The 15,486-nt window shown below is 68.4% G+C and carries 16 protein-coding genes; 2 read left to right on the top strand and 14 right to left on the bottom strand.

The window, feature by feature from the left end:
- Positions 1–105 precede the first annotated feature (105 nt).
- The gene (locus tag J2X37_RS01580) at positions 106–1,311 is read left to right on the top strand and encodes an NAD(P)/FAD-dependent oxidoreductase (RefSeq protein WP_310017004.1); all 1,206 of its coding nucleotides are present in this window, start codon (positions 106–108) and stop codon (positions 1,309–1,311) included.
- A 13-nt stretch (positions 1,312–1,324) separates the two neighbouring features.
- Complete coding sequence (locus tag J2X37_RS01585) at positions 1,325–2,071, top strand: arylmalonate decarboxylase (RefSeq protein ID WP_310017006.1); 747 nt, start codon at positions 1,325–1,327, stop codon at positions 2,069–2,071.
- Positions 2,072–2,102: 31 nt separating this feature from the next.
- Here J2X37_RS01585 and J2X37_RS01590 read toward each other — a convergent pair whose 3' ends face one another.
- From J2X37_RS01590 to J2X37_RS01655, 14 genes are read right to left on the bottom strand one after another with little or no spacing between them, the layout of a single operon-like run.
- The gene (locus J2X37_RS01590) at positions 2,103–2,675 is read right to left on the bottom strand and encodes a carboxymuconolactone decarboxylase family protein (RefSeq protein ID WP_310017008.1); all 573 of its coding nucleotides are present in this window, start codon (positions 2,673–2,675) and stop codon (positions 2,103–2,105) included.
- Positions 2,676–2,726: 51 nt separating this feature from the next.
- Positions 2,727–3,725 (bottom strand): NADP-dependent oxidoreductase, encoded by a 999-nt coding sequence (locus tag J2X37_RS01595; RefSeq protein WP_310017010.1) that lies wholly within the window; start codon positions 3,723–3,725, stop codon positions 2,727–2,729.
- The gene (locus J2X37_RS01600; protein ID WP_310017012.1) at positions 3,722–4,462 is read right to left on the bottom strand and encodes an aspartate/glutamate racemase family protein; all 741 of its coding nucleotides are present in this window, start codon (positions 4,460–4,462) and stop codon (positions 3,722–3,724) included. Before J2X37_RS01600 ends, J2X37_RS01595 begins: the two co-directional genes overlap by 4 nt.
- On the bottom strand, positions 4,459–5,364 hold the full coding sequence (locus J2X37_RS01605) for a hypothetical protein (RefSeq protein WP_310017013.1): 906 nt from the start codon (positions 5,362–5,364) through the stop codon (positions 4,459–4,461). Before J2X37_RS01605 ends, J2X37_RS01600 begins: the two co-directional genes overlap by 4 nt.
- Entirely contained in the window at positions 5,361–6,131 is a 771-nt protein-coding gene (locus J2X37_RS01610) for an enoyl-CoA hydratase-related protein (RefSeq protein ID WP_310017015.1), read from the bottom strand. The genes J2X37_RS01605 and J2X37_RS01610 overlap by 4 nt, the downstream gene beginning before the upstream one ends.
- The gene (locus J2X37_RS01615; RefSeq protein WP_310017017.1) at positions 6,128–7,015 is read right to left on the bottom strand and encodes a polysaccharide deacetylase family protein; all 888 of its coding nucleotides are present in this window, start codon (positions 7,013–7,015) and stop codon (positions 6,128–6,130) included. The genes J2X37_RS01610 and J2X37_RS01615 overlap by 4 nt, the downstream gene beginning before the upstream one ends.
- The gene (locus J2X37_RS01620; RefSeq protein ID WP_310017019.1) at positions 7,015–7,812 is read right to left on the bottom strand and encodes an SDR family NAD(P)-dependent oxidoreductase; all 798 of its coding nucleotides are present in this window, start codon (positions 7,810–7,812) and stop codon (positions 7,015–7,017) included. Before J2X37_RS01620 ends, J2X37_RS01615 begins: the two co-directional genes overlap by 1 nt.
- The gene (locus J2X37_RS01625; RefSeq protein WP_310017021.1) at positions 7,812–8,117 is read right to left on the bottom strand and encodes an REDY-like protein HapK; all 306 of its coding nucleotides are present in this window, start codon (positions 8,115–8,117) and stop codon (positions 7,812–7,814) included. The genes J2X37_RS01620 and J2X37_RS01625 overlap by 1 nt, the downstream gene beginning before the upstream one ends.
- 13 nt (positions 8,118–8,130) lie before the next feature.
- The gene (locus J2X37_RS01630) at positions 8,131–9,300 is read right to left on the bottom strand and encodes an amidase (protein ID WP_310017023.1); all 1,170 of its coding nucleotides are present in this window, start codon (positions 9,298–9,300) and stop codon (positions 8,131–8,133) included.
- A complete protein-coding gene (locus J2X37_RS01635) occupies positions 9,297–10,673 on the bottom strand; it encodes a phenylacetate--CoA ligase family protein (protein ID WP_310017025.1) in 1,377 nt (458 codons plus the stop codon). The genes J2X37_RS01630 and J2X37_RS01635 overlap by 4 nt, the downstream gene beginning before the upstream one ends.
- Positions 10,670–11,974, bottom strand: a complete 1,305-nt coding sequence (locus J2X37_RS01640) for an MmgE/PrpD family protein (protein WP_310017027.1) — start codon at positions 11,972–11,974, stop codon at positions 10,670–10,672. The genes J2X37_RS01635 and J2X37_RS01640 overlap by 4 nt, the downstream gene beginning before the upstream one ends.
- Positions 11,975–13,087, bottom strand: a complete 1,113-nt coding sequence (locus J2X37_RS01645) for a CoA transferase (protein ID WP_310017029.1) — start codon at positions 13,085–13,087, stop codon at positions 11,975–11,977.
- Positions 13,084–14,310, bottom strand: coding sequence for a CoA transferase (locus tag J2X37_RS01650; protein ID WP_310017031.1), 1,227 nt, complete (start codon positions 14,308–14,310; stop codon positions 13,084–13,086). Before J2X37_RS01650 ends, J2X37_RS01645 begins: the two co-directional genes overlap by 4 nt.
- Positions 14,307–15,479 (bottom strand): acyl-CoA dehydrogenase family protein, encoded by a 1,173-nt coding sequence (locus J2X37_RS01655; RefSeq protein WP_310017034.1) that lies wholly within the window; start codon positions 15,477–15,479, stop codon positions 14,307–14,309. Before J2X37_RS01655 ends, J2X37_RS01650 begins: the two co-directional genes overlap by 4 nt.
- Positions 15,480–15,486: the final 7 nt, after the last annotated feature.

Consider the following 15,486-nt stretch of genomic DNA (forward strand, 5'->3'; position numbering starts at 1 on the left):
CCCCAATGCCCGCAAGGCGGATAGAATGCCGAGCCTCGCTCCCCTTCGTCGCCCGCACGTTCATAGCCCGAAGACGTGATGGAAAGAAGTTGGAGTACGGGATTCATGGCGGGGGTTGAACGGTTTCGCGTCGCGATCGCTGGCGCCGGACCGGTAGGGACGACCTTGGCGACCCTCCTGTCCCAGGCGGGGCATGACGTCGTCGTTCTGGAGGCAGGTGTCGATTGTGCGCAGGACCTGCGCGCCTCCACCTTCCATCCGCCGACGCTCGAGATGCTGGACAGCATCGGCGTCACCCCGATGCTGCTGGAGCGCGGGCTCAAGGCTCCGGTCTATCACTGGCGCGACCGCACCAGCGGCGAAGTGATCGAGCTCGACCTGACCGAGCTTTCGGACGTGACGCGCTATCCGTTCCGCATCCAGTGCGAACAGTACCACCTGTCCCGCGCCCTCGCCGACCGCCTGTCGCACAGCGGCAACGCCGACATGCGCTTTGCCCATCGCCTGACCTATTTCCGGGAAGACGACGACGGGGTTCAGCTCTGGGTCGAGACGATGGAAGGCATGCGCGAGATGCGCGCCGACTTCCTGGTCGGGGCCGATGGCGCCAACTCGATCGTGCGCAAGTGGCTCGGCATCGAATTCGACGGCTTCACTTATCCCGAAAGGTTCCTGTGCCTTTCGACGCGCGAGGAACTGGCCGACCATCTGCCCAACCTCGCCTATGTGAACTACGTGTCCGATCCGGAGGAATGGCTGGTTCTGCTGCGGGTGCCATCGCTCTGGCGCGTGCTGGTGCCGACGGACGGGACGCTAGACGACGATACGCTGCGGTCCGATGGCATGAAGGAGGGCATCTTCGACCGGCTGATCGGCAAGCCCGACGTCGTGACCGAGCATCGCACGCTCTACCGCGTTCACCAGCGCGTCGCGCAGTCGTTCCGCAAGGGCCGCGTCATGCTGGTCGGCGATGCGGCGCACCTGAACAATCCGCTGGGCGGTTTCGGGATGAATTCGGGCGTGCACGACGCGTTCAACCTGTTCGAGAAGCTCGATCCGGTGCTGCGCGCGGAGGCCGACATGGACGAGCGCCTGTCGCTCTACGACCGGCAGCGGCGCACGGTGACGCACGATTTCACCCAGGCCCAGACCAAGGCCAACATGGCCTTCATCAAGGGCGGCAGCGACGAGGCGCACGCCAGGCGCCGCGCCGACATGCTGGCCATTCGCAACGACGACGAGCGACGCCGGGCCTACCTTCTGCGGCAGGCCATGTTCGAAAGCCTCGAGCAGGCTGCGGCGATCGACTGACGGAGAATACGCCATGACCGACGTTCAGGGATATCGCGCGTGCCTCGGCGTTGTCGCGCCGTCGACCAACACCACGGTCCAGCCCGACATGGAGCGGATGCGTCCCGCCGGAGTGACCAACCACTTCTCGCGCATCTATGTCGAGGATCCGGTCGCGCTTAACAACGACGACTTCATCGCGGGGACGACCGCGATCGCGCAGAACACCAACGACGCGGTTCGCTCGGTCATGACCCTGCGCCCGGAATACCTGGTGCTGGGGATGTCGGCTATCACCTTCTACGGCGGGGTCGAGGGCGGTCGCCGGTTCAAGGCCGAGATCGAGGCGCTGGCCGGTGTCGGCGCGTCGACCGGATCGGAATCCGTCGCTGCGGCGCTCAACGCCTATGGCAACGTCCGGACGGTGTCGTTCGTATCCCCCTACTACCCGGTCGCGAATGCCGAGGTGCGCCGCTTCCTCGAGGAATCGGGTTTCACGGTCAAGCGCGACATCCCGCTCAAGTGCCGGTCGTGGACCGACATCGCGAAGGTGACGCCGCAGCGCATGCGCGAGGTGATCCGCGAGCTCGACGGCAGCGATGTCGATGCGATCGTGCAGGTCGGCACCAACCTGTCGATGGTCAGCCTTGCCGCCGAGTACGAGGCGAAGCTGGACAAGCCGGTCATCGCCATCAACACCGCAACCTACTGGCACGCGCTGCGCACTCTGGGCATCGACGACCGCGTCGAAGGGCTGGGACGGCTGCTGAGCGAATTCTGATCGCGCCGCGCCGGACAGCCGCCGGTTTCCGTCAGCGCCCGGCAGGCGGGATGAAGGGGCAGGTGTCTTCCTTTTCGACGAGGTCGAAGGCGAAGATGAACTTCGCGACCCCGGTCAGTACGGCCATGATCATGCCCAGCTCGACCAGTTCAGCATCGCTGAAATGGTTGCGCAGGCGGTCGTAGAGCGGCTTGTCGACGCTGCCCGCGGGGTTGGTCAGCACCATCACGTCGGCCAGTTGCAGGGCGGCCTTCTGCGCCGGCGAATAGGGTCCGTTCGCGTAGTCGCCGATGGCATCGACCTCGGCCTCGCCCAGCCCCGCCTCCAGCGCGGCGATCCGGTCGGCCCGGTTGCAGAACGCGCAGCCGTGGACGTTGGCGAGCCGCAGGCGCACCAGTTCGACCAGCTTGCGATCGAGGCGACCCGAATGGAAAAGCTCTCCGTAGAACCGGTCGATGTACCAGCGAAGCGTCTGCGGCGAGTTGGCCATCACCTCGACGAACGTGGTGTCGCCGTGGAGCGCATCGGCGCCGTCCCACATGGCCTGTTCGCGTTCGGCCATGGCCTGCCGGGGAACGCGGTTGAAGACTGTTTGGGGGAGCATGGCTGCGTTCCTTTCGGCGGGATGTCGGATGGGTTCTGGCGGCAGGCCTGGTCAGCCGACGCGGACCAGCGGCCTGCCCCGTGTCGTCCCGGCGGCGACGCGTTCCATCTGCAGCGGCGCAGCCTCCAGCCCGTCGGCGATGTCGTCATGCTCGACCAGGCGCCCTTCGCGAAGGTGGGGCAGGGCGAAATCGATCCATTCCTGCCGCCGCCCGACGTAATCGTAGACGACGAGCCCGCGAACGGTCGCCCGCTTGCCGACGAGCAACCCGGCGTTGAGGAGGGCGGGGCGCCCGTCGCCGTAATGGTCGGCAAGACCGCACAGGATGACCTGGCCATTGACCGACAGGCGCGGCAGCACTGTGTCGAGCACCTTCTGCCCGACATTCTCGAAATGCACGTCGATGCCGCCCGGAGCGGCCTCGGCCAGGCGATCGCTCCAGCCATCCTGCCGGTAATCGACGCAGGCGTCGAAGCCGTAGGTTCCGGTGACGATCGCGCACTTGTCCGCGCCCCCCGCGATGCCTACGGCGCGTGCGCCGAGGAGGCGGGCGATCTGCCCTGCCGTGCCGCCGACCAGCCCCGCCGCCGCATCGACGCAGAAGGTCATCCCCGGTTCGATCCGCGAAAGCTGCGTCGTGCCGACCCAAGCGGTGAGGCCCGGCATGCCGAGGATGCCGAGATGCTCGAACGTGCCCTGCGCCGCATCGACCTTGCGCAGCGCGGAGGCCTGAACCACGGCTTCCTCGGCCCAGCCGAAGTGTCCCGCCACATGATCGCCCACCGCATGGTCCGGATCGGCCGAGGCGAGGATCTCGCCGATCCCTTCGCCCGGCAGCGGCATTCCCGGCGCGGGCGCGGCCTCGCCCATGTGGCGGCCGCGCAGGACCTGTCCGACATAGGGATCGAGCGACAGCCAGCGTACCCGCACGTGCACCGAACCGGGCGGCAGCGTGTCGGGCAGGGGGCGGTCGATCAGGGCGAAGTCGGCGGCAGTGGCCGGTTCGGTGATGGCGTGCGCCAAGACGACTTCGCGGGCGGTTCGGGTCATGGTTGTTCCTGTTCGAAATGGCTGGCGACGACGCAGACGGGGCAGTCCTCCGCCGGTTGATCGGCAACGGCGGCGACCATCGCGTCGACCAGCGCGCGGCGGTCGCGCAGCGGGTGCGCGCGTTCGGGCACCGGAACGTCCGGTGCGGCGAGGGCGGCTCGCAGCCCCGCCGCCAGCGGGTTGACGACTGGCAGAAAGACCCGCTCGGCCAGCGTTGCGGCCAGCGGGGACATGCAGGTGCAGCCCAGCAGGATCGCCTCCGCCCCGCCGCGGGCCGCGTCTTCGCAAGCGGCGACGATGCGGTCGAGGAGCGCGGGCGCCCCGCCGCGCACTTGCGCGAGATAGCCGTCGGGCCCGCCGAGATTGTCCGTATCCGCCTCCGCCCCGACGTTGACGACGGCAAAGCGCCGTCCCCCGGCCATGGCTTCGGCCACACCGGCTTCGCCCGAACCGAATGTCGGCACCCCGACCCCGGCACGCATGGCGGCAAGGCCATAATCGCCGAGGCTGTCGATGACGAGCGCGGCGCAACCGTCATCGGCGGCGCGCATCGCGGCGTGGAGGTGGCCGATCTGCTGCAACACCTGTTCGAGAGCAGAGTGCGGAAAGGCGGGGACATGCGAGGGATAGCCGACAAGCTCGACCCCGGCCGGAAGCATTGCCGCCAGTTCCGCCGCCGGGCGGTTCCGATCGAGCGGGTTGAATGCCGTGCCGACGAGGCCAATGCGGCGCGTCACGATCCCGTTTCCAGCAGTTCCAGCAATTCGCCGGCCGGCCCGCGCACCGTGGCCGACCTTCGATCGCCATAGAACGGGCCGCCGTGCCAAGCGGGCGGCGTAATGAAGGAAAGGCTGGTGCGATCGAGCGTATCGACGGCCAGCGTCACGAGCGCGTTGCCCGCCGGCAGCAGCCCGTCCTCGCGGCGCCGCTCGGTCGCCTGTTCGGGATAGTCGTCGACCTCGACGATCGGCATCCGCCCGGCCTGCGCCATGCTGATCGTGGTCATGTGATCGGCCGGCAGGTCGAAGGCCCGATTGATCATCGAATAGGGAATCGTATACGTGCCGCCGTCGACGAAACCCAGCGTGTCGCGATACCAAGCCATCGTCGCCGCGCGGTCTGGCGTGGCGAGAATCACGATGAAGGCATGGTCTACGGGAGAGGCGGCGCGCGGCAGGTCGGATGTCGGCGTGTCGGAACGGACCTCGTTGAGGTAGATCATCTCCTGCCCCGGCCCGGTCATCTGCATCGCCACGAAATAGGGCAGGCCGGGTATCTCCTTGGGCGGTCCCACAATGGTGAAGCCGCTGCCGTCGAGCCGCGTCGGCCAGCCGAAAACGTCCTGCACCGTCAGTTCGTAGGCGTTCCAGCCGAACGTCGTCGTCGGGCGGAAACCGGCGGGCACCGGCTGTTCGACGAGCCGGATGAACGAATGGACCCCGCTCTGCGGTTGCAGCGTCGCGCAGCGCGCGCCGGCGCTGGCCGAGCAGCCCCAGCTGGCCGCCAGCCGATCAGCAAGCGTGCCGCGTTCCACCACGTTCAGGCCGAGCCGGGTGCCGTAGTCGGCCAGCGCCGCGTCGAGGTCCGGCGTGGTGACGATGCCGCCGACGATGCGGCCGTGTTGCAGGAACTCGCTCATGTCCCCGATCCCTCGCGTCCGGCAAAATCGGGGCGGCGCTTTTCCAGGAACGCGTTCACCCCCTCGATGAAATCGGGGCCCTCGAAGGCATCGGCGAAGATCGCCAGCGTTTCCGCATCGTCCGCCACCTGTCCGTCCAGAATGCGGCGCACGAAGGCCTTGAGCTGCCGGGTCGAGTGCGAGGAGGCGGCGACGATCGCGGCGATCAGCCCGTCGAATTCGCTGTCGCGCAGTTCGAACAGGCCGACGCGGCGCGCTTCCTCCGAATCGAGCAGGCTGCCGGTGAACAGCATGCGCCGGGCCTGTCCGGGGCCGATGAGATCGACCAGCAGCTTCACGTCGTGAAGCGGATAGATCAGGCCCAGCTTGGCAGGCGTGATGCCGATGCGGGCATCGTCGGCGGCGACGCGGATGTCGCAGGCGACCGCCATGCCGCAGCCGGCGCCAACCGCATCGCCGCGGATCATCGCGACAGTCGGCAGCGGAAAGCGGGCCAGCGCGAACTGCGCCGCGTTGATCGCCTGCTGGTTGCGCCGCCGCCAGGCAAGGTCGTCCTTGTTGGCGAGCAGTTCTGCGATGTCCGCGCCCGCACAGAACGCGCCGGGCTCGGCAGCCTCCAGTACCAGCACGCGCAGGCCCGGCAGTTCCTGCGCGCGGGCGAGCAGGCGGGGCATCTCCTCCCACATCTCCAGCGTGAAGGCGTTGCGGCGGGCAGCCCGGTCGATCAGCAGGCGCGCGACCGGGCCTTCGTGTTCGAGCCGGATCACGGCGCTTCGACCGTGGCGAGGTGGTCGGCAATTTCCTTGCGGGTGGCGACCCAGACATCGTCGTGGCAGCGGACATGGCGCAGGAATTCGTCCAGCGCCGAGATGCGCGCGGGCCTGCCGATGATCCTGAGGTGGAGGCCAAGGCTCATCATCTTGGGATTGCCCTCGCGCCCTTCCTTCAGGACCTGGTCGAAGTTGCGGATCGCGTAGTTCAGCCAGTCGTCCGGCGTGTAGGCGGGATCGGTCCACATCTTCATGTCGTTGTTGTCGATCTGGTAGGGCACGATGGCGATGGGGCGGCCCGGCACCGTTTCCCGGTCCCAGAACGGCACGTCGCCCGACAGGTCGTCCATGTGGTAGGAGAACCCTTCCTCGATCAGCAGGCGGCGGGTGTTGTCGGTCAGCATGTAGCGCGACAGCCAGCCGTGTGGCCGCACCCCGCAGGTCCGCTCGATCGAGGCTACCGCCTGGCGGATGAACTCGCGCTCGGCATCCTCGTCCATGCGGAACTGGTGGACCCAGCGATAGCCGTGGCTGACCGGCTCGTGCCCCAGTTGCACGATCGCGGCGGCAAGCTCGGGGTATTCTTCAAGGCTCATGGCCGCGACGGTCCAGCTGGCCTTGATGTCGTATCGGCGCAGCAGCTTGAGCACGCGCGGCGCACCGGCCTTGATGCCGTAGAGGTAGTTGCTCTCGTTCTGGTGGTTGCGCAGCGCGCCCTTCACGAAGAGGCCCAGTTCGTCGACCGGCTCCATCCCCTTGTCGCCGCGAAGCAGCGATTGTTCCGACCCTTCCTCGACATTGACGACGATGGACAGCGCCATGGCCGCATTGCCGGGCCAGTCGATCCGCTCCTCGGCCCAGATATCGCGCTGCGCTGCCATCAGTGCATCTCCTCCCCGCCCGACACGTTGATCGCCTCGCCGGTGATGTAGACGGCATCGTCGCTGGCCAGGAAGGCGCAGGCGCCCGCGGTGTCGCCGGGCAGCCCTGGCCGGCCCATCGGGTTCTTCGCCGCCATGTTGGCAAGGTAGGCCTCGACGCTGTCGTAGCCCAGCAGGCGCGAGAAATAGGCGTTCTGCTCGGCACCGAGGGCGGTCGTGACGTGATTGGGGCAGACCGCGTTGACGGTGATGCCGTGCGCGCCCAGTTCCACCGCGCTTGCCCGCGTCAGCCCGATCATGCCGTGCTTGGAACTGACATAGGCGGCAAGGTGCGGGAAGCCGGTCTTGGCGGCCTGGCTGGCGATGTTGATGATCCGCCCGCCGTTGCCGGTCCGGACCATCGCCGCCGCCGCCGCCTGGGTGCAGAAGAACGCGCCGGAAAGGTTGACGCCGATCACCTTGCTCCAGTCCTCGGCCCTTACGTCGAGCAGGGGGGTCATCATGAAGCCGATGCCGGCGTTGTTGACCATCACGTCGATGCTGCCGAACCCCTCGACGGTCTGCGCCACCAGCGCCTCGCACTGCGCCGGGTCGGCCACGTCGCAGGCGATTGTCGCCACTTCGGCTCCGCGGGCCCGCAGCTCGTCTGCCACTCGTCCGGCTTCCTCGCCTATGGCGATGTCGGATACGACGCAGGTCGCGCCCTCGTCGGCAAAGCGCTGCAGGATCGCCTGGCCCAGCCCCTTCTCGCGTCCCGATCCGGTGACGACGACCGTCTTGCCGGCAAAGCGGGCCATCACAGGTCTTCCGTCACGATGAACTGCGGATTGTCGGCGAATTCGCCGAAGGCGGCGACGGCGGCCTGGAACTCGGGCGTCGAGATGTCCGCGACGAAGGGGTCGACGCCCGCGATGTCGATGATCTCGATGTACTGGTAGGGCGAGGGCGCATCGCTTCCGAACAGGCCCTTTGCCTTGTGCACGGTGAACCCATGCACCGAGGACAGCGCGTTGACGCCGGGAATGTCGGTGCCGCGGGCCCATGCCTCGTAGGCGGCGGGGTCGGCTTCGGGCTTCAGGTTGAACAGGACGACGATACGCATGGGCCTCTCCTAGTCAGGGCGTCGGTTCGGGAACGATGGCACCGCCCAGCGCCGGTTCGATCCGCCGGGCGAGCGCGATGAGCGCCGCCTCGCTGCGTGCCGGGCCGACAAGCTGGACCGAGACCGGCAGGCCGAGCGCATCGCGCCCGGAGGGCACGGCGAGCGCGGGCAGCCCGGCGAGCGAGGCCAGCGCGGTGAAATCGGCCTGCGAAGCGGGAGCGGGCGTGCCATGCGCGAAGGCGGCATGCGGCGTGGTCGGCATGACCAGCAAGCCATCCTCGCCAAGGGCGGACACCAGCCAGTCGGCGACGGTCGCGGGCAGCGCGCTGTCGATCGCCTTGCCCTCGATCGCCTCGACCGTGCGTTGCAGATCCGGCGAGGCGCGCTCCAGCAAGGGACCCAGCGCCGCGCGCAAGTGACCGGTGCAGCGTAGCAATCCGGCCAGCCTGATGCTGGATGCCTTGGCAGGCAGGGCGATTTCGGACACGGGCATGCCGATCGCCGCGATAGCGCGGGCGTGCGCATCGGCGACATCCGGTTCGCAGGCGACGCCGCCCCCATCCTTGAGGACGAGAACGCGTGAAAGTTCGTGACGCCGGTGGTCTGACGGCGCCATCGCCGCCATCGCGCGCTCGATCACCGACAGGTCGCGGGCAAGCGGCCCCACGCAGTCGAACGCGGGCTCGAGCGCGACGACGCCCGCGTCGGGGATCAGGCCCTGGGTGGGCTTGAGGCCATAGACCCCGTTGTATGCGGCCGGAATGCGGATCGAGCCGAGTGTATCGGTGCCAAGCGCGAGATCGCACAGGCCCGCCGCCACCGCCGCGCCGCTGCCGCCAGAGGAGCCGCCGGGCGTGTGGCCGATGCGGTGCGGGTTCTGCGTCGTGCCGGTGAAGGGGTTCGCCGTTGTCGCCCCTAGCGCCGCTTCATGCATGTTTAGCGTGCCCAGGATCGCCGCGCCTCCCGCGCGCAGGCGGGCCACGGCCGGCGCGTCTTCCGTCGCGATCACGTCCTGGCGGTGGCCCATGCCCGCCGTCCACGGCAGGCCCGCGACGGCGATGTTCGCCTTGATCCCGGCGGTCGTGCCGGCCAGCGGCCCCGTGCCGAACGCCGCAGCGTCGTCCCACGCGTTGAAGGCGTGGGTGGCGGCGTCGCGCGCCTTCAGGGTGGCCAGATCGATCATCCGCGTTCGTCGATCAGGCGGATCGGCTTTTGGCGGGTCTCGACCTGGGTATGGGCCGCGGTTCCGCCCGGTTCGCAAAGCACCACGGCGACTTCCACGCCCAGCCCGCGGCGCAGCGCCTCGGCCAATTCGGCAAGATCGCTGCCGCCGCGCGATTCGAGCGTGACCTGCATTTCCTCGCGCCCCGCCCCGTCGCGACGCAGGCGGCAGACGTATTCGCCGGTGAGGTCCGCGCGACCGTCGATCAGCCCCGCGACCGCGTGCGGAAAGACGTTGATCCCGCGCAGCTTCACCATGTTGTCGCTGCGCCCCCTGAACCCGGCGATGCGGCGCAGGGCAACGTCCCCGCCCATGCCCAGTTCGTGCGTGACGTCATGGGTGTTGAACCGGATGCACGGCGCGATGTCGTCCTTGAACAGGCAAGTGACGACCATGTCGCCGGTCGCGCCCATGCCGACCGGCGCGCCGCTGTCGATATCGAGCAGTTCGAGGTAATGCGCATCCTCGAACACGTGCAAGCCGTCGCGCGACGGCCCTTCGGCGGCGATCGGGCCGGTATCGCCCACGCCGTACCAGTCGTAGGCCTTCGCGCCGCCCCAGGCCTGTTCCAGCAGGGCCCGCTCGTCCGAGCCGAGATGCCCGATGAGGAGGCGCATCGGAATGCGATCGAGCACACCCTCCGCCTCGGCCACTTGCGCCAGCTTGCGGACATAGTCGCCGAAGCCGACGAGGGTGGTGACGCCGAAGTCGGCCATCAGCCGGACCTGCTGTACCGACCGGGTCTCGATCCCCGTGCCGGCGGGCAGGAACAGCGCGTTGGTGAAATGCAGCGCCGCCTCGCGGATGAAGTGGCCGCCGTTGATCATGCCATGGCCGTAGACCGAATGGATCACGTCGTCCGCGCCGACCCCCAGCCAGCGATAGATGCGCCCGACCAGGAGGTTGATGACTTCGCGGCCCTTCGGCCCGAACATCAGCGGTTGCGGGCGACCGGTGGTGCCGCTGGTGGTGTGCAAAACCACCGGTGGGCGCGCCGCACCGCCCCCGCCGAAGCTGTCCATACCGGTGAAATCGCCCAGCGGGCCATGTTCGGCGAGCGATGCCATGAGGTCGCTCTTGTCATAGACGGGCAGCTTTGCGATGTCGGCCAGGCCCGCGATGTCGCCGGGTTCGATGCCCTGCGCACCCCATAACCGGCGGTAGAAGGGAATCTCCCAGCCCCGCGCCATGACCTTGCGGAACTGTGCGTCCTGCATCGCGAACATCGCGTCGCGGCTGATCCCGCCGAACCGGTCGGTAAAGGGCGTGCCCAGCGGGTGATCGGACAGGACCTGCCGGATGTCGAAGCTCTCGAAATAGGTAGGGTGGGTCATGTCAGGTCCAGCAGGTAGTCGATGGGCGCCGCGAAAAGGCGCGGGTCGGTCGCGTCGGGGGCAAGCGCGCGGCACTGGTCGCGCTTCGCCTGCTGCGCCGCGGGGTCGAGCGGGGCCTTCGGCGAGCCGAGGGTGGCGGGCACCGCGATGTCGTGGATCGTGCCGTCGGCCATGGTGACGATGACCCGCTGCGGCGACATTGCGTTGGGATCGGGATTGCCGTCGACAACGACCGTCACTCTTTCCGCCAAGGCCAGCAGTGCCGCGTCAGACAGGCCAGCGGGGTCGAACCGCAGCGGGTCGATCGCCCCGTCGCGCAGCATCATCGCGGCCAGGAACGGCAGGCACAGTCTCGCGTGCGAGGCGGCCATGCCGGCATGGGCCACACGGCCGACGAGATGCCCGATAAGGGGCGGGACCTGCACCTCGACGGCGGCGACGTCCTGACCGGCGAAGGGCCGAAGCGCGGCCAGCGCGGCATGGCTGGCGCGGCCGGAGGGGAAAGGTTTCGTGCTGATCTCGCCGATCAGCCATGGCGTGCCGATCCGGTCGGCGTAGGTCGCCGCCGTGCCGCGATCGAACAGGCTGAAATGGCCAAACGGTCCATCGAGCACGTCGTGCGCGGCGGTCAGCCCGTGGCGGACGAGATCGACCGCGTGAACGGCGCTGCGCGCGGCATTGGCGAATTGCAGGGGCAGCGCGATGGAGCCTTCGGTATGAGCCTGCATCGTGCCCGCCGCATGGGCATGGGCCATGCCGAGGACGTCGGCGAACATCGCCTGCGGCAGTCCTTCGATCCGGGCGACGGCGAGCGCCGCGCCGTAGATGCCGGTGACGGCCGGGCGGAAGAAGCTCAGCGCGCTTGTCGCCGCGAGGCCGAGGCCGGCAGCGACATCGACGCCGACCGCGATCGCGGCCAGCACGTCGGCCTCCTCGGTCCGCGGCAGGCCGTTGGCGGCACGCCGATCGAGCACCGCCATCACCGCCGGGACCACCGCCGTCATGGCATGGACGACAGCCCCTTCGTGGACCGCATCCCATTCGAGCGCATGGGCGGCGAAGCAGTTGACGTAGGCGGCGGCCCCGGCCGGCAGGCGATCTGCGCGCCCGACCAGGCGGGCCTCTGACCCCGTTCCCCACTGGCGCGCCACGCCCAGGACGCCTTCGTAGCCCGGAGCGGCGGTTCCGGCCGCGGCAACCGCGAGCGTATCGGCCACGAGGCGGCGGGTATCATCCGCGACACTCGGGCCCAGTCGGTGGGCCGCCGCGGCGAAATCGAGGATCCGGGCCGTCGCCGTCATTCAGGCGTGGTCCTGCAGATCTTTATCCGACAGGGCGTCGCCCAGTTCCGGGACCGGGCCGGGTTGCCAGTCCTTGCCCTGACCGAACGGCGGGGCGATGTGGTGGCGGCCATCGGCCTTCGCCAGGAGATGGCGGTGCGCGATCTGCGGTTGGGCGAAAGCCTCGGTGAAATCGAGGACGGGGGCATAGGCCACATCGATCTGGTGCATGAACGCGTCCCATTCGTCGCGCGTGCGAGTGAGAAACGTCGAGCGCAGGAAATCGATCAGGATCTGCTGGTCCGGTCCCGCCTCGCCAAGCGCCAGCGGCAGGAGATCGGATCGGCCCAGCGCCTCGAGCAGCGCCTTGGCGAATTTCGGCTCCCGCCCGCCCAGTACGACATGGCGATCGTCGGCGGTGGTATAGACCTGATAGAATGCCGCCCCGCCCAGCGAACGCTGCGTCGCCGAGCGCGGGCTGGCCCCGCCGCCCAGCGCCTCACCGGCGATATGCGCGCACCACGGCAGCATCGCATCGAACATCGCGATGTCGAGATATTCGCCCACGCCCGTCTTCTCGCGGCCCAGTAGCGCCCCCAGCACGGCGGCCAGTGCGGTCAGCCCCGCGGCCATGTCCGCCGCGGGAACGCCGGGCACCACGGGCGTGCCGTCGGGCCCGTCGTTGACCGAGAGAAAGCCGCTCAGCGCCTCTACCGCGATGTCGTGCGCCGCGTGCGAGGCGAGGGGGCCGTCCTGTCCGAAGGCGGAGATCGAGCAGTAGACGATGCGCGGATTGATCGCCCGCACCGCGGCATAGTCGAACCCGAGACGCGCCATCACCCCGGGCCGGAAGCTTTCGACGAAGACGTCGGCGCCCTCGATCAGATCGCGAAGCACGGCCTTGCCCGCCTCGGCCTTCAGATCCAGCACGACCGACCGCTTGCCGCGATTGAGATTTGCGAACCAGACCGATTGCCCGTTTTCGAACGGGGCCATCGCACGAACCGGATCGCCCGCGGGCGGCTCGACCTTGATGACTTCGGCGCCCTGGTCGGCCAGCATCCCGGTCATCGCCGGGCCGGGCAGGAACTGGGTCAGGTCGACGACCCGGATACCCTCGAGCCGGTTCGTCATGTCACGCCCCGGGCGGCGAGATCCTCGCGCGCGGCGGCATCGTAGCCCAGTTCGGCGAGGATATCGTCGGCATCGGCACCGAGCAGCGGCGCGGCCCGGTTGGGCAGCCGCTCGCCGTCGAGCTTGATCGGGCTGGCGAGAACATGCAGCCCGGGCCGGTCGGGATGGTCGACGGTATCGCGCATGCCGATGGTTTCGAGCCACGGATTGTCCATCGCCTGGTCGAGCCCGTTGACCGGGGCGACCGGCACCTTGCCCGCCAGCAGTTCGTGCCAGTAGGCGACCGGTTGCTCCGAAAAGGCGTCGTCGAGCACCTGCGTCAGCGCATCGCGATTGGCGAGGCGGTCGGCGTTGGTGGCAAAGCGCGGGTCGCCGGCGATATCGGGGCGCGCCATCGCGGTCATCAGCACATCCCAGAACTTGGGCAACTGGCACATGACGAACATCCAGCCGTCCTTCGCCCGGAACATCTGGCTCGGCGTCGCGGAAGGGTGCGCCGATCGCGGGGTGCGTCCGGTGACGTCGCCCTCGTTCATGTACCAGAGCGCGGGGTAGCTGGTCTGGTGGACCGCCGCCGACAGAAGGTCGGTATCGACATCGCGGCCAAGGCCGGTGCGCTGCGCGTCGAGCATCGCCGCGACGACGCCGATCGCCCAGATCGATCCGGTCATGAAATCGACCATCGACAGGCCCATGCGCTGAGGCTCGCCGTCCGGGTCGCCGGTCAGCATGCAGTAGCCGGCCTCGGCCTGCATCAGGTAGTCGTAGCCCGGCCACTTGGCCCGTTCGTTGTCGCGGCCATAGGCGGACAGGTGCGCGCAGACCAGCGCGGGGTTCACGCATTTCAGCGCGCCGTAAGTGACGCCGAGTCGTTCGGGCAGGTCGCCGCGCAGGTTGTTGACCACCGCGTGCGAAGTCGCCGCAAGCTTGTGGAGCACGGCCTGGCCGTCCGCGCTGTTCAGGTCGAGCGTCAGCGATTTCTTGTTGAGGTTGAAGGCCTGGAAATAAAGGCTCTCGTCCTTGCGCAGGAAATGCGGCCCCACGGCGCGGGCGGTGTCGCCGCCGCCCTTGCCGTTCTTGCGCGGGGGCTCGATCTTGATGACCTCGGCGCCAAGCTGGGCAAGGTGCATCGTGCCGTATGGCCCCGCGCCATACTGCTCCATCGAGATGATGCGCAGGCCTGCGAGGGGGAGGGGGCGCGCGGAGGCAGCGGCTTGGCTCATGCCGGGTTCCGCTTCACCCACTGCCTGGAAATGATCATGCGCTGCATCTCGTTGGTCCCTTCGCCGATGCACATCAGCATGGCGTCGCGGTAATAGCGTTCGATCTCGTATTCCTTGGAATAGGAATAGCCTCCGAAGATGCGCATAGCCTCCTGCGAATTGGTGGCTCCGGCCTCGCTGGCGAAATATTTCGCCATGCCGGCCTCCATGTCGCAGCGCTCGCCCCGGTCATAGGCCGCGGCGGCGTCCAGCGTCAGTAGCCGGGCGGCGCGGGCGCGGGTCACCATTTCGCCCAGCTTGAGCTGGATGGCCTGATGCTGGGCGATCGGCTTGCCCATCGTCTCGCGCTCCTGCGCGTACTGGGTGGCGAGGCGCAGCGAGCCCTCGGCGATGCCGACGCCGCGCGCCGCGACGTTGATGCGGCCCAGTTCCAGCCCGCCCGTCGCCTGGAAGAAGCCCTGCCCCTCGACCCCGCCGATCAGCTGGTCCGCCGGCACGCGATAGTCCTCGAACACCAGCTCGGCGCTGTCGATGCCCTTGTAGCCCAGCTTGTCGAACTTCTTGCCGGTGCTCAGCCCTTCGTGCTTGTCGCAGATGAAGAAGCTCATGCCCTTGTAGCGCGGCTCGGCGGCGGGATCGGTCTTGACCAGCACGGCAAAGCACGAGCCGTTGAGCGAATTGGAAATCCACGTCTTCGTGCCGTTGATGACGTAGTCGTCGCCATCGCGGCGCGCCACCGTGCGGATCGCCTGAAGGTCGGTGCCCGCGCCCGGTTCGGTCAGGCCGAGGCCACCGCGGATTTCGCCGTTGGCGAAGCGCGGCAGCCACGTCTGCTTCTGCTCCTCGGTTCCGAAGCGTTCGACCGCCGCGGCCATGATCAGGTGCGAGTTGAAGATGCCGGTCAGCGCCATCCAGTGCGACGACAGCTTCATCACGATCTTGGAATACGTCGATGCCGGCAGGCCCAGGCCGCCGTACTCGGTGCCGATGGTGGCGCCGAACAGGCCCATCTCGGCCATCTGTTCCACCAGTTCGGCGGGCCAGATGTCCTCGTGGTCGTGCTTCATCACGATCTGCGGGGTCAGTTCCTTCTCGACCCACTTGTCGATGCCGGCCAGCAGCGCGGCTTCTTCTTCGGGGTCGAGCAGGTCGCGGGCAGTGCCGGTCATCGTCTTG

The sequence above is a fragment of the Croceicoccus sp. BE223 genome, assembly GCF_031457155.1.
Classification (GTDB): domain Bacteria; phylum Pseudomonadota; class Alphaproteobacteria; order Sphingomonadales; family Sphingomonadaceae; genus Croceicoccus.